Genomic DNA, 19,495 nt, shown 5'->3' on the forward strand with positions numbered 1-19,495 from the left:
TTAAACGTTGTTTTGACTGGAACGTGGAAAATAGTCCAATTAAGAGTGGTGTGAATTTTTTACGAATCTAGTAATAACGATTTTGATAAGCTATCATTATTATAGTTTGGTAGAAACTATTTCGTTATAGAACCTGGTTGTTAGATTGACGCATTAAGTGTTAATGGTATAATTTAGGTTATTAAAAGAACGTTAGTATAGTTTGGAGGCTGGTTTAGTAAAATGAAACCATTGCAGCATGAAAGTCTAATTCCGCTTTATCATCAATTAATGGAAAGATTAAAGGATTCAATTGAAAAAGGTCATTGGGCACTTGGTGATAAAATCCCATCAGAAAACCAGCTAATGGATCAATTTGGAGTGAGTCGCAACACGGCAAAAAAAGCGATTGAGGAGCTTGTACAGGAAGGAATTCTATACCGAATCCAAGGAAAAGGTACCTTCGTGGCAAAACCAAAATTGCAGCAGTCATTGATGGGGTTTTATAGTTTTAGTAAAGTATTGAAAGAAAAAGGCTTGAACCCTAAGGATATCATTCTGAACATAGAGGAAATCAAGCCGAATGTCAAAATCAAAGAAGCGCTACAGCTAAGCGAAGATGTGAATGTCATTGAAATGAAACGCCTTCGCTGTGCTGAAGATGAGCCGTTTATATTGGAATCATCTTTTATTCCGAAACATGTTGTTACAGATATAGAGCAGCTAAAAAGGGTAGGCGAAATTTCTTTATATGATTTATTTTCACAACATTTTAATACCATAGTAACAAGAGCAAACGAGGCATTTGAACCTGTTCTCATCCGTGCTGACGAAAGTAAGTATCTGCAAACGGAGGAAGGTCGTCCGGCACTTCTGCTTGAAAGAACTGCCTATGATATCAATGGTGTGCCAGTTGAATTTTGTATATCTATTGTGCGGGGCGATCGCTGCCGCTTTTACACTGAATTAACCTAATCGTTGAATCACTCATAACATTTGTTTATGAGTGATTCAATTAATCTATTTTTACAATACGCCAATTCCTTTTCTAAAACCTGGATAAGGAATTGGCGGTGGTAAGATGTTTTATCCCGCTATTTGCTGGGAGCAAGGAAGCTAGGTAGGAGCCTTACTGCACAAACGTCCGGTTGGTGAAGGCTAATAATTAGTGGGGGATGAACAAAATCCCCACTGATTAAAGTTTTACTTTATGGTAAGGGAAGGATTGTTTGATGTCGTAGACGTAGCATTAAAATGGCATCTTGGAATATAGAATGAGTATGAAAATTTAGTACAGAAAGAGTGAAATATAAAATGGAAGAAAAAACGTTTAAAATTGTCGAAAAATTAGGAATTCACGCAAGGCCAGCAACACGTCTGGTCAATAAAGTAGGTCAGTATGGAGCAGAAATAACTCTCCAGTACAATGGGAAGTCTGTAAATTTAAAATCAATTATGGGTGTCATGTCACTTGGGATTCCAAGTGGGGCTGAAGTCACAATCGTAGCTGAAGGTAATGATGCAAAAGAAGCATTAGAAGCGCTCGAAGAGTTAATGAAGAGTGAGGGGATTGGCGAATAACGTCAGCATGAATGTTACAGGAATTGAAGTTTTTTAGGAATTTTGATGAGGAGGGCTTTTAGCCCTCCTCTGTCAAATAGAGAGTATTAACATTTAATCAGATGAAGTGTATATTGGCTTGATGGAAATCCGCTTGAACTAAAAATTAATATGAGAAAAGGGTTGTTAAAACAATGTCCATCATAATTAAAGGGATTGCAGCTTCTCCAGGCATTGCTATTGCCAAAGCTTTTCGCTTAGAAAATCCAGAGTTAATTGTAGAAAAAATAGCAGTAACGAATACAAATCAGGAAGTAGAACGCTTTGAACAAGCAATTGAAACATCAAAATTAGAGCTTGAAGGAATAAAAGAGCATGCTCGTAAAGAACTTGGCGAAGATAAAGCAGAAATCTTTGCTGCCCACCTTCTCGTGTTGACCGATCCGGAACTAATAAACCCAATTAAGGAAAAAATCAAAAACGAGCAAGTCAATGCGGAGTTTGCCTTAAATGAAGTGACCACTATGTTTGTGAACTTGTTTGAGGCAATGGACAACGAATATATGAGAGAGCGCGTTACGGATATTCGTGATGTGACAAAGCGTGTGTTATCGCATCTTTTAGGTGTGAACATTGCCAATCCAAGCATGATTTCAGAAGAAGTGGTGATTGTGGCAGAAGACTTAACACCATCTGATACCGCCCAATTAAACCGCAAGTATGTAAAAGGTTTTACAACGGATATAGGTGGGCGTACATCACATTCAGCGATTATGGCGTGTTCTATGGAAATTCCAGCGATCGTAGGTACGAAGGTGGTAACAAATGATATCGAAAACGGAGTATTAGTCATAGTCGACGGTTTAGATGGCAAAGTAATCGTCAATCCAACAGAAGATGTTGTGAAGATATACGAAGATAAAAAAGCTGTTTACGAAGCCCAAAAAGCAAAGTGGGCCAAGCTTGTGAATGAGCCTACATTATCATCTGATGGACATAAAGTGGAGATTTTTTCTAACATTGGTACTCCTGAAGATGTAAAAGGTGTCCTTGATAATGGTGGTGAAGGAGTAGGTTTATATCGTACTGAATTTTTATATATGGGGCGCGATACACTTCCGACAGAAGAAGAACAATTTGATGCTTACAAAACGGTATTAAAGCGAATGGAAGGTAAGCCAGTTGTTGTTCGGACGCTGGATATCGGGGGTGACAAAGAACTTCCCTATTTAAATCTTCCAAAAGAAATGAATCCATTCTTAGGGTTTCGTGCGATTCGTTTATGTTTGGAAATGCAGGACATGTTCCGCGCACAACTTCGTGCGCTATTGCGTGCAAGTGTATACGGTAATTTGAAAATTATGTTCCCGATGATTGCTACACTGGATGAATTTCGTCAAGCAAAAGCGATTTTAATAGAGGAAAAAGAAAAACTTCAAGCTGAAGGTACAATCATTGCTGAAAGTATTGAGGTAGGGATGATGGTGGAAATTCCATCTTCCGCTGTGATGGCTCACCAGTTTGCAAAAGAAGTGGACTTCTTTTCAATCGGAACAAATGATTTAATTCAATATACGCTGGCAGCAGACCGCATGAATGAGCGTGTTTCTTATTTGTACCAGCCATATAACCCGGCGATCCTTCGCTTAATCAAAAATGTCATTGATGCAGCACATAATGAAGGGAAATGGGCAGGTATATGTGGTGAAATGGCTGGGGATGAAATCGCGATTCCTATTCTTCTCGGTTTAGGATTAGACGAATTTTCTATGAGTGCCACTTCTATTTTACGAGCAAGAAACCAAATTCTTAAGTTATCAAAAACAGAAATAAACTTAGTTATTGAACAAATTTTAAATATGACAACATCTGAGGAAGTGGAGAGATTTGTGAAAGATATATTTATAAAACCCAAAAATGTTTCTGTTTGATGAAATCAATTTAGCCAATCGCTTTCCCTCCTATGCACTGGGATATACTCTGAGGAGGGAGTCTTCTTGACAAACAATGATAAAGAGGGCATATCTCCTTATGGTTTACATTGCTTATTTAAATTTCATCTGTAAAGGTGCCAAGTATCTCCTATATTCATTTCCCATACAAAAAGCCCCAAAAGCAAAGTACTTAATATAGAAACAGCCATTCTACTAACAAGAAGTTTCCAAACATTCTTCCCGATAATTGATGATTTTTCTCCCAAAATAAAGAATTATAAGTTCAATGATTACATTTGTTTTAGGATTTGCGATTGTATCGTATTTTAATAAGAAAAAGTGATTGAGATAGTTCTTAATCACTTTTTTGTTATTTCTATTCATATTTTTTATTTTATCCCGCTATTTGTGCGCGGTAAAACACTAATGATTAAAGTCTTACTTTATTACCAATAATATACAAATAAAGTTACTTGAGCTTACTTTACTGTATTTAGGGGTGCAAAATATGAAAGTATCAATTTTTATCACTTGTGTTGCAGATGTTTTTTATCCAGAAGTAGGAAGAGATGTTGTGGAAATTCTTGAAGATTTAGGTTGTGAAGTTGATTTTCCGAAAACGCAAACTTGCTGCGGACAACCTGCTTATAATAGCGGGTATGTGCAAGAAACAAAAACAGCTGCAAAACATATGATTGAAGCCTTTGCTAATTCAGAATATGTTGTGGCACCATCGGGATCTTGCGCTATGATGGTTCACGAGTTTTCTAGCTTATTTTCTGAAAGTGAAGCAGAGTGGAAGAAAAAAGCGACTGAACTTGCAAATAAAACATATGAATTCACGCAATTTCTCGTTGAAGTATTAGGGAAAGAAGATTTAGGTGCGGAGCTTCATAAAAAAGCAACGGTGCATACGTCTTGTCATATGAGCCGATTAATGGGAATTAAAGAACCACCGCAAAAGTTATTAAAATGTGTAAAGGGACTGGAAGTTGTTTCACTACCGCATAATTATGATTGCTGTGGATTTGGAGGGACGTTCTCGGTGAAGATGCCAGAGATCTCTGAAGAAATGGTTGAGGAAAAAGTAAAGCATATTATGGAAACCGGTGCGGAAGTGTTAATTGGAATGGATTGCAGTTGCTTAATGAATATAAAAGGACGTTTAACACGTAATGGTTATCCAATTGATGTAAAACATATTGCTCAAGTATTAAATGAAGATCGAAAATAAGAGGGGGATATAGAGATGGGAATGAAAATTGGGAATGATCCCTTTCATAAGCGTACGAAAACAGGTATTGGCGATCCATTTATGCGGCGAGCTGTTCGGAAAGCGCAAGATGGTCTTAGAGGTAAGAAGTTAAAAGCTACGGAGAGTCTTGGTAATTGGGAAGAGTGGCGAGCTTTAGGAGAAGAAATTCGAAAGCATACGTTAGAAAACCTAGACTATTATTTACATCAATTGAGTGAAAATATTGAGAAAAACGGTGGTTCTGTTTATTTTGCAAAGACTGCAGAAGATGCAAGGGAATATGTAAAAGAGATTGTAAAAAAGAAAAATGCGAAAAAAATTGTGAAATCAAAATCTATGGTAACGGAAGAGATTAGTTTAAATGAAGCGATTGAAGAAGCTGGAGCGGAAGTGTTAGAAACAGATCTAGCGGAATTTATTCTACAAGTAAACGACCACGATCCTCCGTCACACATTGTTGTTCCATGTCTTCATAAAGATAAAGAACACATTTGTGAAATATTTAAAACAAAGTTAAATTATAAGGGAACATCTGACCCTACGGAAATGGCGAGATTTGTAAGAGCATATTTACGTGATGATTTTTTTGCAGCGGATATAGGGGTGACGGGATGTAACTTTGCGGTTGCAGAGTCTGGTTCCATTTCTATCGTAGCAAACGAAGGAAATGCAAGACTTACGACGACACTTCCGAAAACGTTAATTACAGTTATGGGGATGGAACGTATTGTTCCGACATGGGAAGAGCTTGATGTGTTAGTAACACTTCTATGCCGAAGTTCTGTAGGACAAAAGTTAACAAGTTATATTACAGGGTTAACGGAGCCGGGCGGGACAGATGGACCGGAGGAATTTCATTTAGTCATTGTTGATAATGGACGTTCTGATATTGTAGGAACAGAATTCCAAAGTGTCCTTCAGTGCATTCGTTGCGCCGCATGTATTAATGTGTGTCCTGTATACCGGCATATTGGTGGACATGCATACGGCTCTATTTATCCAGGGCCAATTGGAGCTGTGTTGACACCACTTTTAGGGGGATACGATGAATATAAGGATTTACCTTATGCGTCTAGCCTTTGTGGTGCTTGTACAGAAGCATGCCCAGTGAAAATCCCGTTACACGACTTGTTAATTAAACATCGCAGCCGCATTGTACAAGAAAAATACTCACCTGTAGCTTGGAACGTTGCTATGAAAGGTTTTGAAAAAACGGTGAAGAGTCCTAGATTATTTTCTTTTGCAGCGAAGAGCGCTCCGTATGCATTAAAACCTCTTGCAAAAGGAGATAAAATCGAGCGCGGCATTGGGCCGTTAAAAGATTGGACGGATGCGAGAGATTTTCCAGTTCCGAAAAAACAACCGTTTCGAGAGTGGTTTAAAAAACACGAAAAGGAGAACAATGATGGCCATCCAAAATCGTGAGGAATTTTTACTCCAATTATCAGAAAAGCTTGGCAGGAAACGTCCAGAAGCAGTGGGAAAACCGAAATGGTCTGTTTCCCCGCAGTGGAATGTGTTTGACGGACTTTCGCAAGATGAACTTGTAGTACAGTTAATGGAGCACTGCGAAGTGATTCATACAGAAGTAAAGCGAACAACAAAGGAAAATCTTGTTGAAACATTGGAGTCTTTTATACAAGAATGGAATATCAAATCTGCGATGTGCGCGAATGATGAGCGCTTTAATGAATATGGTCTTACTCCATTTTTCAAAAATGAAGGCACAACACAATTTCGCACATGGGGATTAGACCATAAAGAAGAGGACATAGCATTTGCGAAAGCTGCTGATCTAGGCATTACGTTCAGTGATATGACTTTAGCAGAATCAGGAACCGTTGTACTATTTAATGACGGGTTAAAAGGAAGGCATGTTAGTCTTCTTCCAGAGTCATATATTGCAATCGTTCCTAAAAGTACAATCGTACCAAGATTAACCCAAGCTACAAAACTGATTCATGATCAAAATACATCAGGAAAAACCCTGCCAGCTTGTGTGAATTTCGTTTCTGGTCCTTCAAATAGCGCGGACATTGAAATGAATCTTGTCGTAGGTGTACACGGACCAATTAGAACAGCGTACATTATTGTGGATGATCAATAATGAAATACACATGATGTATAAGAATGCTGAAAATAGAAAGCACTGGCCATTCATACAGCCAGTGCTTTCTATTTTGCATACTACTGGTGAAAGTTAAAGGCCAAGTCCACTATAGCTGACTCCAGCTACGATTAATATGATAAAGAGCACAATGAGTAATATGTAGCCGCTACTAACGCTCTTACCATCTTGTCCAACTTCACCGCCGCCAGCGCCACCACTACCGCCTTTACCGCCAAGTCCCATATGAACATCCTCCTTATTGTTATATGTTGCTTTTACTTTATGTTTTCTGTATTTACCAATAAATCCCTTCTGAGGCGCGAACTAACTTGCAAATCATTCCGTTTCATTTTACAATTTATTTACCGACTGGTAAGTAAAAATAAGTGAGGTACAGTATGACAAAGAATTTACAAACATCGCAGCACATTGTAGAGGCGTCATTTAAACTGATGGCAGAGCACGGTATTGAGAAAATGAGCCTTTCCATGATTGCGAAAGAGGTAGGGATTTCAAAACCGGCTATTTATTATCATTTTCCTTCTAAAGAAGCGTTAGTAGACTTTTTATTTGAGGAGATTTTTTCTGGGTATCAATTTGTGAGTTACTTCGATAAAGACCAATATACGAAAGAAAACTTTGAAGAAAAGTTGATTGCAGATGGCTTACAAATGTTGTCTGAGTATAAAGGCCAAGAAGGTATATTACGCGTTATAAATGAATTTATCGTAAGTGCGACGCGAAACGAAAAGTATCAGAAACGCCTATTTGAAATACAAGAGGAGTTTTTAAATGGATTCCACGATTTATTGAAGAAAGGTGCGACACTTGACGTTGTGTCACAACATGCAACAGAAGAAAATGCTCATACGTTAGCGCTCGTTATTGATAACATGAGTAATTACATATTAATAGGATTCGATTTAAAATATAAAGAAATTTGGATTCAAAATGTGAAAAACGTAATGAAGGGGGAATAAAGTTGAAAATGAAGAAAAACTGGTGGCTCGGTTTTCTTGGGTTTGTCCCGCATTAACGGGCAGTAAGACTCCCACCTTAAAATTTGGCGAATGTGAGGAAGTTAGGTGGGAGATAACTGCCCGTAAAAGCCCGATTGGTGAGGGCTGATAATCAGTGGGAAATGGACAAAACCCCACTGATTAAAGTTTCACTGTATTCCTGAGAAAAAAGATAAAGAAGAATAAATATGAATTTTTTGTAAAGTTATGTAAAATATAACTTGAGAGTATTCATATATTAGATTACTAGATTTGGAGTGGTTACATGGATCCATTGAAAAATGAAATTCACCCTGACATGGTTAAGGTGTGGAAAGTTCGTGCTGTCATTGAAGAAGGAATTGGTATTCTCGTTATTTTAGCTTACCTTTTCCTCATGATAAAGTTTGATTGGTGGGCGTGGATTTTGTATGTAATGATTGGGCTAACAGTTGTGTTCGCACCATTTTCGTACTTCGTATTCCCGAAACTACGTCAGCGTTATTATAGCTACCAACTGAACGAAGAAGAACTTGAAATTCAGCACGGTCTATTCGTTGTAAAACGTGTATTAGTACCGATGATTCGTGTACAGCACGTAACGATTGCACAAGGACCAATTATGAGAAAACATGGATTAGCAGAATTACATATTTCAACAGCAGCAACGTCTCATAGCATTCCAGGGTTAACGATGTATGAAGCTGAAATGCTGAAAACGAAAATCGCAGAATTAGCGAAAGTGAGTGATGAGGATGTATAAGAGGCAGCATCCAATCACGATGTTATTAGAATTAAAAATAACAGATTTTATACCACTCATTATTTTCATGTTTAGCTTAAACGGAAAATTCCCGTTTTGGTATTTAATTCCCGCTGGATTTGGTTTACTTACCATTTTTTCAGCGTTTGAAAAATGGTATTACACAACATATTGGGTTGAAAATAACGTATTGCATGTGAAACAAGGGCTTTTTGTGAAGAAGGAGAGCTACTTAAATAAAGAGCGTGTTCAAACAATTCATACAAGTTCTAACGTACTATATCAAATGCTCGGTTTAAAGAAAATACAAATCGAAACAGCTGGCGGAGGCGATGATGCAGAAGTGAGCTTAGCTGGTATTACGGAAGATGAAGCGAAGGAGCTTATTTTCTTACTAAATGAGCCGACTCCAGAAGTGAAAGCAGAAGGAGCGTTAGACGAATCTACAGAACATGCAGTAGAAAAAGAAAGCATGACAGAGGAAAAACAAGCGACAGAATACAAGTTAACTTGGAAAGAAATTTTATTAGCGTCTATTACATCTGGTCAGTTTGGATTATTATTCTCTTTAATCTTTTTCGTTTATAACCAAGTAGATGAGTACATTCCGAAATGGATCAAAAATAGCGTAGAATCTTATGTAATGGAACACGATATATACGGCTGGATTTACATGGTAGCTATTTTACTAGTCGTTTCTTGGATTATATCCACAATCGGTTATGCGTTAAAACATGGGGATTTCACAGTGAATCGAAGACATGATGAAGTCCGCATTTCGCAAGGATTACTCGAAAAAAAAGAACTCGTACTAAAGTTACATCGTATGCAAGGTATTACGATAAAAGAAAGTATTTTACGCCAACCATTCGGTTATTGTGCTGTGCAAGTAGAAGTCATTCAAAGTGAGGGGAAAGAGGAAAAAGTTACACTGCATCCGATCCTTCGAAAAGATCGCGTGCAACAGTTACTCGCCCATTTACAATTACCATATGAACTGCATGCCAACATGATTCCATTACCAAAAGCAGCACTACGCCGTTACTTAATTGATAGTTTCATCTTTTTCGCCATGCTAGCAATCCCGCTTACGGGAATAAGCATATACTTTGAAAAGTATTTTATCATGTGGGCATTACTACCGCTCGCGATCCTCATCTTTACACTTGGATACGCAACGTTTAAAACAAATGGTTACAGTGTAAACGGAGAACAAATTACAATTGTACATCGTAGTATTGGAAAACATACAGGACTTGTAAGAAGAAGGCACGTCCAATCAATTGAAAAAACACAATCATATTTCCAGCGCCGCGCAAATTTATGTACGTATAAGTTTTCTAGTGCGTCATCGGAGTATAAATTAGAGCATACGAGAGTAGAAGATGCGGAGAGAATGCAGGATTGGTATAAGAAGAGAATAAGTGAGGAGTAATTTGAGAAGGCTTGCCTATTATAAAAGGCAGGCTTTTTTGTTATAGAAAAATCAGTGGTTTACATTTGAACTAGTTTTTTCTTGGTTTCATCTATATGTTAGTACAAATACAGCACACATGTATCAATACGTATTAAAAAGGTAGTCTGTTTCTATTCAAGGGAATTTTGTGGAATTTTTGATATAAATGGTATAATGATATAGAGCTATTTTTTAGGAGGTTATATATGATAAGTCAATTGAAAAGAGAAGCGCTGGATGCATTAAAAGGAAAATGGGGATTAGCGGTAGGGGCAACCTTATTACTTGGAATCCTCATTGGAGCTGCTAATATGCTATTCACAGGTATTTTCTCGATATTTTGGGGTTGGGAAGAAGCAAGGGAGTCGTTTACAGTAAGTATTATTGCAATGCTTATTATCGGTCCATTAACAGTAGGTGCCTATTATCTCGTTTTACATGTAATCCGTAGAGATAATGCTCGTATTGGTCATTTATTTAGATGGTTTAGCGATGGCAGTAAATTTATGAAGGCATTTTTAACATATTTACTAATGTACGTATACTTGATTTTATGGACATTACTTCTTATTATTCCGGGAATTATTAAATCATTTTCTTATGCTATGACGTACTTTATTTTGAATGATCATCCAGAATACACAGCGAATCAAGCAATTACTGAAAGTCGCCGTATGATGAATGGACATAAAATGGATTACTTTTTACTATGCTTAAGCTTCATTGGCTGGTTCATTTTAAGTATTCTTACTATAGGAATCGGTTTCTTATGGTTAGTACCTTATTTCTACTCGACATCGGCAGCATTTTATGAAGAGATTTCAAAAGAATATTATAAAAAAGAAGATACTACTTTCTAATAAAAACCTAAACCATCTACCCTAAAAAATATAGGGAGCAGATGGTTTAGGTTTTTTTATATAGAAATTCTTCCATCTATATTTTAGTATAGGTAGTTATTTTCTTATATGAAAATGATAGGAAATAATGAATAATATAGGTAAAAAAAAGGTGAGGTGAATGAGAGTGAGCAAATTTTTAATTCCGTACTCATTTTCTATATTAAGTTTCTTTATTTTAGCAATGGCACTTGATTTATATGATAGGATGGGAAAAAGTGATGAGATGACTTCGCCGAACATAATTGGAAAGGTAATTCAATCTACTTCGCAAATGGGAGTCCTTACATTGTATTTCGGAGTACCTATTATTTTAGGTGGATGTCTTCTTGGTGAGCTATTGTTTAGAGGTATCATTTTACGATTTAAATTAAGCTATATTATATCTTTATTATTATATCTACTTTTAGCTTTTAGTATTGTTTCCGTAACGGTAGGGCTTCCAACTATATATGAAGTTTCTAATATCTTTTTCATGGCGATAACTATGATTTGCGCTGTTACATTCTTTGTGGGCCGGAATATATGGGAGAAAAAAGAAGTTAACAAGGCGTTGGCAAAATGAAATACACTTGTTCATGCTGCGGGTATAGAACATTAGAAGAAGAACCAGGTACATATGAAATTTGCAGTATATGTTATTGGGAAGATGATGAGGTACAGTTTAACGATCCTGACTTCGAAGGCGGGGCAAATGAAGCTTCGTTAAGACAAGCGCAGAAAAATTTCATTGCGTTCGGTGCTTGCGAGGAATGTTGTGTTGGATCAGTTAGAAAACCGACTAGTGAAGATGTGAAGGATGCGAGTTGGAAGCAAATTTGTTAAGTAAAATGTTATTCCTCAGTTCAACAGGAGGAATAACATTTTTTATGCAATGATGAAAGAATTAGCGCCGTCTTATAAAGTAAAATAATAAAGATGATAACGTAATAGGAAGGCCGGTTTCCAAAAAGGCTTTTAAATGAAAGGATAGAAAATCTCTGTCGTTAAACCACATAAAGAATAAATGATTGTAGGAAATACCTAACAGTATAAATACAGGAATTCCGATTTTTAATTCGTGACTTCTTTTTATTTTTCTATAACAAAATTCACCTAATAAACAACCGATAAGAACAGGAATGCTTCCAAGAATTGAAAACATAATAATAGATACCCAAATGGGTCCCCATGAATCTGCATAATTTGGATCTCGTGCATACTGTAAAATATTTATAACAATAGAGAAAACTAGTAAACATGCTATATAGCTAACAGTAAATTTCTTCAATAGAATCCCCCGCACCTATGTAAAATAATATAAAAAAGACAGTTAGCAATCGTACTAGATACAAATTATAAGGAAAGATGAAGATATTCCTGTATGTGATTATATCAAAGGAATGATGAAATTTAGAAGATATATAGTGTGATTTTAAGTTTACTTTAATTAGTAGACTTTTTTATTTGCTTTTGTTTCGTGTACGATTGGGATACTTGTCAACTTGATGGAAATGAGACTGGATTCCCTACACGTTTTTTAATAAGGGTGCTTATTGATGCTAAAGATCGGACCTTATCGTACCTAAAAATGTAGATAGAGGAAAAATAATGTAAAAAAACTATTGTATGTTTAAAAACCTTATGTTACATTTGTGTTACAGAAAAGTTACGGACTGTGACTTATGTTACGGTTTGTTTTCTGTTGTTTTTCGGTATGTTACGAATTGTAGTTCGTATTCCAACTAAAAATGATTTTTTATGTGTATAAAAGTGTGTGTAGTAACGAGCCTGAGTGAGAGCTTTACGCGCATTATTAAAATTCCTTTCTGTCTGAAAAGAAGAAGACTGCCAACTATTTAGGAGTTTTACATAATGATAGCAAATGAAGTGTACTTCCTTTCCCACACACAAAGTACATATTTCCTTTCAGTCTAATTGCTACACAGACTTTTATACATATGAAGCTACCGTTTTAGGGGTATATAGGAGGAGAAAAAAATGAAAAAATTATTAGCAGTAATGGGACTTACATTTTTAATGTTAGCTGGATGTAGTAATGGGAATTATGAAAAAGCGATGGATGAGGGGAATACTGCACTAACGAATAAAGAATATAAAACAGCCTTATCATCATTTGAAAAGGCACTAGATGAGAAAAAAGATGATTCAGATGTAAAAGTGCTTGTAGAACAAACGAAAGCAATGATTGAAGCAGTGAAGCTAAAAGAAGAAAAAAAGGTAGAAGAATCTGTTAAATCATTTGAAAAAGTAGAAAGCGTGAAGAATGGAAGTACTACGCTTGTAAAACAAGCGAAGGAAGAACGTACGGCTTTACTAGCTATTGTAGAAACAAAAAAGAAATATAGTGAACAACTGGTGAAAAGCGAAGAGTTAATAAGTAAGAAAAATTATGCAGAAGCGAAAGAGTTATTAACGAAGCTAGTTTCAGAAACGAAAGATAACAAGAGCCTTGAAGAATATAATAAAAAAGCCGCAGGATTAATCACGAAAATTGGTGAAGAAGAAAAAAATGCAAAGAATGAAACAGTAGCAACGAAAACAGAAAAAACGAATACAGTACCGGCTCAAAAGGTAGCGACAGAAAAGCCACAAAAAGTAGCAACAGAGAATAATCAAAAGGCAGGGACAGACAAAAATCAAAAAGCAACGACAGAGAATAATCAAAAGGTAGAAGCAGATACGACTCAAAAAGTAACGACAGAAAATAATCAAAAGGTAGAAACAGATACGACTCAAAAAGTAGAGACAGGAAAAACGCAAGATGACTTTACTTTTGAGAAAGCGAAAGCATATATCAAAAATGAGTATAATGAAGAATATAATTACACGTTAGAGGATACGAAAGTAGAGAATGGAAAGAAATATTATCAAATTAGAGTGCGTACGACATATAAAATAGAAGGCGCAGCTGGATCAGGATTTACTGGCGTATTCAAAGTATTCGAAGACGGTACAATTATTGAAATGCACTAAATGGATGAAAAGGTATCCTCAAAGTATGTGAGGATACCTTTTTTGCATAAAAAAAAGCATCTAGCAAAAGAACTAGATGCAAATAAAAACACAAAGGAAGACAAAATTCTTCCCTTTTCCCGTAAGTAATTATATCAAAAAAATTATAAAAAACTAGCTTTATTTTTAATATAATTGATGTGTGAGGCTATGAAAGTATAAGATTACACTGTTTTCGTAGTGTTTTGTTAGAAAAAGGAGTTGTATAAATGATTAATTTCAAACCAGAAAATTTGAACCAACTATTCAAAGTGATGCTGATTAATGCAAATAAATCGTATGATACGATTAAAGATTATGAATGCACAGGAGAAGCGGTAGTATTCTGTGTAGGCTTTGAGCATGTTGATGTTTCTCTTATGATTATAGATATGTTAGGAAGATCGGCTTCTAGATTTAACATTTTGCCATATGCTCGTCCTAATACGAATGAGATAGATTATATTCAGTTTCAAGTGTATTCGATTAATGAAGGGAATTTCAAAGAAATGCTCGATACGATGTGAAGAAACTATAATTTTACAAAAATGTATATAACAACTAATATATAATTAATAAATTCATATAATTGGAGTGATGAGATGCAGCCGTTAGAAAGGGAGATTCATGCTAATATGCTGAAAGTGTGGAGGGTTCACGCTTTAATTGGGGCAGCAGTTATACTAGCAGTTGTAATTGCGTATTTCTTTTTTATGATCAACTTTAATTGGTGGGGATGGTTGTTTGGATTGTTAGTAACAGGTGCTATTACATTTATCCCACTTGATTATTTCGTATTTCCAAATTTACGTCAGTGCTATTATAGTTATAGATTAAATGAAGAAGAGATTGAGATTCAAAAGGGAATGTTTGTGGTTAAGCGTGTGCTCATTCCGATGATTCGTGTACAGCACGTAACGATTGAACAAGGACCGATTATGAGAAAGTATAATTTAGCAGAATTACACATTTCAACAGCGGCAACTTCTCATAGTATTCCAGGTTTAACGAAAGAAGAAGCAGAGCAGCTGAAAAGACAAATTGGAGAACTTGCGAAAGTGAGTGATGAGGGTGTATAAGAGGCAACATCCGATCACAATATTGTTAGGTATTCGAATTGCAGGTTTACTGCCTTTTATTTTTCTTGTTCTATTTCGTTCAGATGGTGAAGTAGAACCTGGGTATTTCTTACATCTTGTTCTTTTGGCGCTATTATGTATTATGGCTATTTTTTCAGCTGTAAAATGGTATTTTAAAGTGTACTGGGTTAAAGATAATGTTGTACATATAAAACATGGTGTGTTCGTGAAGAAAGAAAGCTATTTAAATAAAGATCGTGTGCAAAATATTAGTACGTCTTCTAATGTTATTTATCAAATACTTGGACTTACGAAGTTAAACATAGAAGTAGCTGGCGGTGGTACTGAGCCAGAAGTGATGTTAGCGGGTATTAAAGAGGATGAAGCGAAGGAACTAATTGCCTTATTACATAAAGAAAGAAGTGTTGTGACTGAAGAAGTGCCCGCAGCAGGAGAAAGTAAGACGGTGTATCAGTTAACAACGAAAGAAATTTTATTCGCAGCCATTACATCTGGTAAATTCGGATTAGTATTTTCTGGACTACTTCTTATTTACTCAGAGTTTAATCAATTTCTTCCAAAATGGCTCATCAGTAAAGTGGAAGCGTATGTGATGGATAACGGTGTATATGAATTAATCATTATGGCCGCGATTTTAATGGCAATTTCGTGGGTCATTTCTACAGCCGGCTATGCGTTAAAATATGCGAATTTTAAAATTGAGCGAAACAGAAAAGAAATTCGTATCGTTCAAGGTTTATTTGATAAGAAAGAGTTTGTGTTAAAACTACACCGCATTCAAGCAATTACTGTGAAAGAAGGAATTCTTCGGCAGCCTTTCGGTTATTGCTCTGTCGAAGTAGAAGTCATTCAAAGTATAGAATCCGCTGGGAATGAAGTGATGTTACATCCTTTTATGAAGAAAAAAGATGTACAGCAGTTACTTACGTATTTGCAGTTGCCGTATGAAATGGAGGAAGAAATCGTTCATTTACCAAAAGCAGCATTACGTCGTTACGTAATAATGGGCTGGATTACAAGTGCGGTGCTCGCACTGCCGATTACCGGTGCGAGTATATATTTTAAACAACATACCGCGTTGTTCACTTTAATACCACTATGTATCATATTTACGTTACTTGCGTACGCTCGGTATACAAGTAGTGGTTATATGATACGAGAAAATCAGTTAGTAATGGTATACCGAGGTCTTGCGAAATATACAGGAATCATGAGAAGAAGACATATTCAAGCAGTTGGATACAGTCAGTCGTATTTTCAAAAGAAAGACGAGTTATGTACAGCTGTCGTATCGGTAGCGGGGCATCCTTACAAAGTGAAGCATATGCAAAAAGAAGATGCACTTCGTATATATAATTGGTACAAAGAAAAAGGAAACACCAGTGTGTAATGGTGTTTCCTTTTTTATGTCGTGATTTGTCGATAAGTCGATATATTGGAAAAATCGCTGATATAATTTGAGTTGCGCTGATATATCCAGGAAATCGCCGATATATTCGAAGAATCGCCGATATAATTTCACATGCCGGGGTCTCCGAACTCCGAAACCTAAACTAACACATCAAAAGTAGTCACAAACGATGGACGAGAGAAAATGCTTTTTTGTCCTTCCGCATGTGGATGCGCTGGAGCTTGTCCTTCTGCTTGTGCAGGACGTTTTTTATGAGCATTTTCGAATGAACGTGATTCTGTCCAGTCTTTAAAGTTTTGCTCTGTTTCCCACATCGTTAAGATGACATATGTATCGTTACTTAATGGGCGAAGAACGCGGATTGCTTGGAAGCCTGGTTCGTTTTCGATAAGGCCTGCACGGTTTTTAAAGCGGTTTTCAAATACTGGACGCCCTTCGTCTGTTACAGAAATGTTGTTACAAACGATATAGCCAGGTTGTCCGTTAAATTCGCCAACAGCGTCTAGTACGTCATACTGAAGTGATCCTTCTACAGATTCTTCAGTATTTTCTTTATAAAACATGTTTTTCTCATCATTTTTTGCAGTGAAATGTGCTTGTTCTAGAGGTGTTTCGTATGAAATAATAGCCTTCATTTTAATGCCCCCTTAATAGTTTGTTTCTATTATATCAATTCTCTTGAAAAACTTCGAAGATTATATACATAAAGATACTTCTTTTTCAAATAATAAATGTACCATCATTTGGAAAGAAGGACGATGTATGAAGAAAGTAAAGTGGACTTTATTAGGCGGCGTCGCAACGGTGGTAGTAGCGATTGTACTGTATAAACTTATCGTGTTAGCTGGTGGCTATATGATGGATGAAAAGCAGCTCGTTTTCCACTCTTCATCACGTATCGTTGACCAGAAAGGAAAAGAAATTACGAAATTATACGTAGAAAATAGAGAACTCGTACCAGTCGAGCAAATTCCGAAATATGTGCAGCAGGCGTTTGTTGCGGTGGAAGATTCTCGTTTTTATGAGCATCAAGGAATTGATTATCCGTCTATATTTCGAGCTCTTTATAAAGATACGTTAGCTGGAGAAAAGGTAGAGGGCGGTAGTACCATTACGCAGCAACTTGCTAAAAACGTCTTTTTAAATCGTGAAAAAACAGTTACGCGCAAGTTGAAAGAAGTCGCAATTTCTCTTCAACTAGAGCAAAAATATACGAAGCAGCAAATTCTTGAAATGTATATGAATCATATTTATTTTGGACATGGAGCTTACGGTATTCAAGCTGCAGCAAAGTTGTATTTTAATAAAAATGTAGAAGATTTAACAGTAGAAGAAGGTGCAATGCTTGCAGGTCTTCCGAAATCACCGAATGGATATTCACCGTACTTATCTCCGGAGAAGAGTAAGAAGCGCCGTGATCTCGTATTGTCACTTATGCATAAACAAGGCTATTTAACTGCAGAAGAAAGCGTACGTTATCAAGGAAAGACAATCGCCCTTTATAAAAACTTAGATGAGAATGAACTCGCATATATGCCATATATTGATATGGTCATAGATGAAGCAGCTCGTTTGTACGGGTTGTCTCACCAAGAAGTGCTGCGCGGTGGATATACGTTTGTCGTACCGATGGATGAAAAAATTCAAAAGGTAGCGTATAACCAGTTTCAAGATGAGCGAAATTTCCCTGGTAAAGAAAATGGGGCGCAAGGTGCATTTTTATTAATGGATAATCGTACGGGCGGGATTAAAGCGGCGATTGGCGGAAGAAAGTATGTGCCGAGAGGGTTTAATCGCATCTTTGCAAAAAGGCAGCCCGGTTCTGTTTTAAAACCACTGATCGTCTATGCGCCAGCATTAGAAACGAAAAAGTATAATCCGTATTCTTTATTAACGAATGAGAGAAGTTCTTTCGAAGGCTATGAACCTCGAAATTATAATCATGAGTATTCAAAAGAAATGACGATGTACGATGCGATTTTAGAGTCAGCAAACGTACCGGCAGTTTCTTTATTAAATGAGTTAGGGGTGGAAGAAGGAAAGCAATATTTAGAGAAAGGAAATGTTCATATTGCGGACGCTGGTTTAAGTACAGCGCTTGGCGGATTGAAAAACGGTGTTTCACCATTTGATCTTGTGAAAATGTATCGTGCATTTTTAGCAAATGGCGATATTATTGAGCCACACGTGATTGATAAAGTGTTAAATAGACACGGTGCAGTCATTGGGGAATCGCCAAAAGTAGAAACAAATATATTCTCAAAACAAACGGCATGGTATATGACAAAAATGCTGGAAGGCGTCGTGAAAGAAGGGACGGCGAAAGCGGGTGTATATAACGGAGCGTTAGCTGGAAAAACGGGTACTACTTCTTTGCCAAATGACGACAATGGAGCGAGAGATATGTGGTTCGTTGGATATACACCAAATTTAGTCGGCGCTGTTTGGATTGGTTATGACCGCACAGATAAAGAGCATCAGTTGCAAGGGGAGAGTGCAACTGCGACGAAATTGTTTAAGAAAATTTTAACGAAGGCAAATGTAGAGCATAAAGAGAAGTTTATGAAACCAGAAGGTGTGGAAACAATCGGTGCTCCGATTCGGTTACATCGGATTGAAGATGTAAAAATGAAGCTATCGTTTAGTCCGTTCGGTTTATTTAAAACAAAATTAAGTTGGACACCTCTTCCAGATGAAAGAATTATGTATCGCATTTACAGAGTGGAAAAAGGAATTCATACGCATGTAGCCACTGTAACAGGTGCTGGAGAATATGAGGAAAAGTTTGTTAACATATTTTCAAAACCGAGCTTTTACGTTGTACCATATAACACACAAACGAATCGTGAAGGAGAAAAGTCAAAAGTAGCTAAACCATAGTTTTTCTCTGTGCTATAATAAGAATGTTGTGAAAATAGTAAGCGTTTTTAAGAATGTTTGTGTCAATTTCATGAACAACGTACATAATATTATGCATTTTGTTTTTACAAGTTGTATAGTAAAAAAAGATAAATATCGAACGTATTCGAAGCATTG

Annotated in this window: 20 protein-coding genes and 1 pseudogene; 17 read left to right on the forward strand and 4 right to left on the reverse strand. The window is 36.5% G+C overall.

Annotated elements, in window-relative coordinates; all coding sequences use genetic code 11:
• Nucleotides 1–222: 222 nt before the first annotated feature.
• From ACQKNI_RS18015 to ptsP, 3 genes are all read left to right on the forward strand, one after another.
• Nucleotides 223–954, forward strand: a complete 732-nt coding sequence (locus ACQKNI_RS18015; RefSeq protein WP_088232633.1) for a GntR family transcriptional regulator — start codon at nucleotides 223–225, stop codon at nucleotides 952–954.
• A gap of 339 nt (nucleotides 955–1,293) precedes the next feature.
• Nucleotides 1,294–1,560, forward strand: coding sequence for a phosphocarrier protein HPr (locus tag ACQKNI_RS18020; RefSeq protein ID WP_088232632.1), 267 nt, complete (start codon nucleotides 1,294–1,296; stop codon nucleotides 1,558–1,560).
• 173 nt (nucleotides 1,561–1,733) lie between these two features.
• Nucleotides 1,734–3,470 (forward strand): phosphoenolpyruvate--protein phosphotransferase, encoded by a 1,737-nt coding sequence (gene ptsP, locus ACQKNI_RS18025; protein WP_088232631.1) that lies wholly within the window; start codon nucleotides 1,734–1,736, stop codon nucleotides 3,468–3,470.
• 125 nt (nucleotides 3,471–3,595) lie between these two features.
• On the opposite strand, the pseudogene ACQKNI_RS18030 reads toward ptsP, so the two are convergent.
• Nucleotides 3,596–3,756 (reverse strand): annotated as a pseudogene (locus ACQKNI_RS18030) (hypothetical protein); the annotation flags it as partial.
• A 225-nt stretch (nucleotides 3,757–3,981) separates the two neighbouring features.
• On the opposite strand from ACQKNI_RS18030, the gene ACQKNI_RS18035 reads away from it, so the two are divergent.
• Genes ACQKNI_RS18035 through ACQKNI_RS18045 form a run of 3 tightly spaced genes read left to right on the forward strand, consistent with a single transcriptional unit; the run spans nucleotide 3,982 to nucleotide 6,835 of the window.
• Nucleotides 3,982–4,707: a (Fe-S)-binding protein gene (locus ACQKNI_RS18035; RefSeq protein WP_088232630.1), complete on the forward strand. Its 726-nt coding sequence runs from the start codon at nucleotides 3,982–3,984 to the stop codon at nucleotides 4,705–4,707.
• Nucleotides 4,708–4,722: 15 nt separating this feature from the next.
• Entirely contained in the window at nucleotides 4,723–6,153 is a 1,431-nt protein-coding gene (locus tag ACQKNI_RS18040) for a LutB/LldF family L-lactate oxidation iron-sulfur protein (RefSeq protein WP_098253345.1), read from the forward strand.
• Nucleotides 6,134–6,835: a LutC/YkgG family protein gene (locus tag ACQKNI_RS18045; RefSeq protein ID WP_088232628.1), complete on the forward strand. Its 702-nt coding sequence runs from the start codon at nucleotides 6,134–6,136 to the stop codon at nucleotides 6,833–6,835. Before ACQKNI_RS18040 ends, ACQKNI_RS18045 begins: the two co-directional genes overlap by 20 nt.
• Before the next feature lie 93 nt (nucleotides 6,836–6,928).
• Here ACQKNI_RS18045 and ACQKNI_RS18050 read toward each other — a convergent pair whose 3' ends face one another.
• Nucleotides 6,929–7,081 carry a sporulation protein YjcZ gene (locus ACQKNI_RS18050; RefSeq protein ID WP_088232627.1) on the reverse strand — a complete coding sequence of 51 codons (153 nt, stop codon included), beginning with the start codon at nucleotides 7,079–7,081 and terminating at the stop codon, nucleotides 6,929–6,931.
• 155 nt (nucleotides 7,082–7,236) lie between these two features.
• Between ACQKNI_RS18050 and ACQKNI_RS18055 the strand changes: the two genes are divergently transcribed.
• The 6 genes from ACQKNI_RS18055 (at nucleotide 7,237) to ACQKNI_RS18080 (ending at nucleotide 11,779) form a co-directional block, all read left to right on the forward strand.
• The gene (locus ACQKNI_RS18055; RefSeq protein ID WP_088232626.1) at nucleotides 7,237–7,818 is read left to right on the forward strand and encodes a TetR/AcrR family transcriptional regulator; all 582 of its coding nucleotides are present in this window, start codon (nucleotides 7,237–7,239) and stop codon (nucleotides 7,816–7,818) included.
• 304 nt (nucleotides 7,819–8,122) lie between these two features.
• Nucleotides 8,123–8,599 carry a PH domain-containing protein gene (locus ACQKNI_RS18060; RefSeq protein WP_088232625.1) on the forward strand — a complete coding sequence of 159 codons (477 nt, stop codon included), beginning with the start codon at nucleotides 8,123–8,125 and terminating at the stop codon, nucleotides 8,597–8,599.
• The gene (locus ACQKNI_RS18065) at nucleotides 8,592–10,034 is read left to right on the forward strand and encodes a PH domain-containing protein (protein ID WP_427282572.1); all 1,443 of its coding nucleotides are present in this window, start codon (nucleotides 8,592–8,594) and stop codon (nucleotides 10,032–10,034) included. The genes ACQKNI_RS18060 and ACQKNI_RS18065 overlap by 8 nt, the downstream gene beginning before the upstream one ends.
• A gap of 227 nt (nucleotides 10,035–10,261) precedes the next feature.
• Nucleotides 10,262–10,915 (forward strand): DUF975 family protein, encoded by a 654-nt coding sequence (locus tag ACQKNI_RS18070; protein ID WP_088232623.1) that lies wholly within the window; start codon nucleotides 10,262–10,264, stop codon nucleotides 10,913–10,915.
• A 166-nt stretch (nucleotides 10,916–11,081) separates the two neighbouring features.
• Complete coding sequence (locus ACQKNI_RS18075) at nucleotides 11,082–11,519, forward strand: hypothetical protein (RefSeq protein ID WP_141552099.1); 438 nt, start codon at nucleotides 11,082–11,084, stop codon at nucleotides 11,517–11,519.
• Entirely contained in the window at nucleotides 11,516–11,779 is a 264-nt protein-coding gene (locus ACQKNI_RS18080) for a CPCC family cysteine-rich protein (protein ID WP_088232621.1), read from the forward strand. The genes ACQKNI_RS18075 and ACQKNI_RS18080 overlap by 4 nt, the downstream gene beginning before the upstream one ends.
• A 61-nt stretch (nucleotides 11,780–11,840) precedes the next feature.
• On the opposite strand, the gene ACQKNI_RS18085 is transcribed toward ACQKNI_RS18080, so the two are convergent.
• Nucleotides 11,841–12,224 carry a hypothetical protein gene (locus ACQKNI_RS18085; RefSeq protein WP_088232620.1) on the reverse strand — a complete coding sequence of 128 codons (384 nt, stop codon included), beginning with the start codon at nucleotides 12,222–12,224 and terminating at the stop codon, nucleotides 11,841–11,843.
• Between the two features lie 710 nt (nucleotides 12,225–12,934).
• On the opposite strand from ACQKNI_RS18085, the gene ACQKNI_RS18090 reads away from it, so the two are divergent.
• From ACQKNI_RS18090 to ACQKNI_RS18105, 4 genes are all read left to right on the forward strand, one after another.
• On the forward strand, nucleotides 12,935–13,930 hold the full coding sequence (locus ACQKNI_RS18090; protein WP_427282574.1) for a hypothetical protein: 996 nt from the start codon (nucleotides 12,935–12,937) through the stop codon (nucleotides 13,928–13,930).
• Nucleotides 13,931–14,178: 248 nt separating this feature from the next.
• Nucleotides 14,179–14,475, forward strand: a complete 297-nt coding sequence (locus tag ACQKNI_RS18095) for a protoporphyrinogen oxidase (protein ID WP_088232617.1) — start codon at nucleotides 14,179–14,181, stop codon at nucleotides 14,473–14,475.
• A gap of 75 nt (nucleotides 14,476–14,550) precedes the next feature.
• Entirely contained in the window at nucleotides 14,551–15,027 is a 477-nt protein-coding gene (locus tag ACQKNI_RS18100; protein WP_427282575.1) for a PH domain-containing protein, read from the forward strand.
• On the forward strand, nucleotides 15,020–16,438 hold the full coding sequence (locus ACQKNI_RS18105; RefSeq protein ID WP_098253339.1) for a PH domain-containing protein: 1,419 nt from the start codon (nucleotides 15,020–15,022) through the stop codon (nucleotides 16,436–16,438). Before ACQKNI_RS18100 ends, ACQKNI_RS18105 begins: the two co-directional genes overlap by 8 nt.
• 158 nt (nucleotides 16,439–16,596) lie before the next feature.
• On the opposite strand, the gene hmoB is transcribed toward ACQKNI_RS18105, so the two are convergent.
• Nucleotides 16,597–17,094 (reverse strand): heme-degrading monooxygenase HmoB, encoded by a 498-nt coding sequence (hmoB, locus tag ACQKNI_RS18110; protein WP_098253338.1) that lies wholly within the window; start codon nucleotides 17,092–17,094, stop codon nucleotides 16,597–16,599.
• 127 nt (nucleotides 17,095–17,221) lie between these two features.
• Between hmoB and ACQKNI_RS18115 the strand changes: the two genes are divergently transcribed.
• Nucleotides 17,222–19,339, forward strand: coding sequence for a transglycosylase domain-containing protein (locus tag ACQKNI_RS18115; RefSeq protein WP_427282576.1), 2,118 nt, complete (start codon nucleotides 17,222–17,224; stop codon nucleotides 19,337–19,339).
• Nucleotides 19,340–19,495 lie beyond the last annotated feature (156 nt).

Source organism: Bacillus sp. NPDC094064 (assembly GCF_050279585.1).
Taxonomy (GTDB): domain Bacteria; phylum Bacillota; class Bacilli; order Bacillales; family Bacillaceae_G; genus Bacillus_A.

Excerpts from the sequence above, each read along its gene's own strand:
- ACQKNI_RS18015 (WP_088232633.1), top strand. The coding sequence starts at position 223 with ATGAAACCATTGCAGCATGAAAGTCTAATTCCGCTTTATCATCAATTA.
- ACQKNI_RS18020 (WP_088232632.1), top strand. The coding sequence starts at position 1,294 with ATGGAAGAAAAAACGTTTAAAATTGTCGAAAAATTAGGAATTCACGCA.
- ptsP (WP_088232631.1), top strand. The coding sequence starts at position 1,734 with ATGTCCATCATAATTAAAGGGATTGCAGCTTCTCCAGGCATTGCTATT.
- ACQKNI_RS18035 (WP_088232630.1), top strand. The coding sequence starts at position 3,982 with ATGAAAGTATCAATTTTTATCACTTGTGTTGCAGATGTTTTTTATCCA.
- ACQKNI_RS18040 (WP_098253345.1), top strand. The coding sequence starts at position 4,723 with ATGGGAATGAAAATTGGGAATGATCCCTTTCATAAGCGTACGAAAACA.
- ACQKNI_RS18045 (WP_088232628.1), top strand. The coding sequence starts at position 6,134 with ATGGCCATCCAAAATCGTGAGGAATTTTTACTCCAATTATCAGAAAAG.
- ACQKNI_RS18050 (WP_088232627.1), bottom strand. The coding sequence starts at position 7,081 with ATGGGACTTGGCGGTAAAGGCGGTAGTGGTGGCGCTGGCGGCGGTGAA.
- ACQKNI_RS18055 (WP_088232626.1), top strand. The coding sequence starts at position 7,237 with ATGACAAAGAATTTACAAACATCGCAGCACATTGTAGAGGCGTCATTT.
- ACQKNI_RS18060 (WP_088232625.1), top strand. The coding sequence starts at position 8,123 with ATGGATCCATTGAAAAATGAAATTCACCCTGACATGGTTAAGGTGTGG.
- ACQKNI_RS18065 (WP_427282572.1), top strand. The coding sequence starts at position 8,592 with ATGTATAAGAGGCAGCATCCAATCACGATGTTATTAGAATTAAAAATA.
- ACQKNI_RS18070 (WP_088232623.1), top strand. The coding sequence starts at position 10,262 with ATGATAAGTCAATTGAAAAGAGAAGCGCTGGATGCATTAAAAGGAAAA.
- ACQKNI_RS18080 (WP_088232621.1), top strand. The coding sequence starts at position 11,516 with ATGAAATACACTTGTTCATGCTGCGGGTATAGAACATTAGAAGAAGAA.
- ACQKNI_RS18090 (WP_427282574.1), top strand. The coding sequence starts at position 12,935 with ATGAAAAAATTATTAGCAGTAATGGGACTTACATTTTTAATGTTAGCT.
- ACQKNI_RS18095 (WP_088232617.1), top strand. The coding sequence starts at position 14,179 with ATGATTAATTTCAAACCAGAAAATTTGAACCAACTATTCAAAGTGATG.
- ACQKNI_RS18100 (WP_427282575.1), top strand. The coding sequence starts at position 14,551 with ATGCAGCCGTTAGAAAGGGAGATTCATGCTAATATGCTGAAAGTGTGG.
- hmoB (WP_098253338.1), bottom strand. The coding sequence starts at position 17,094 with ATGAAGGCTATTATTTCATACGAAACACCTCTAGAACAAGCACATTTC.
- ACQKNI_RS18115 (WP_427282576.1), top strand. The coding sequence starts at position 17,222 with ATGAAGAAAGTAAAGTGGACTTTATTAGGCGGCGTCGCAACGGTGGTA.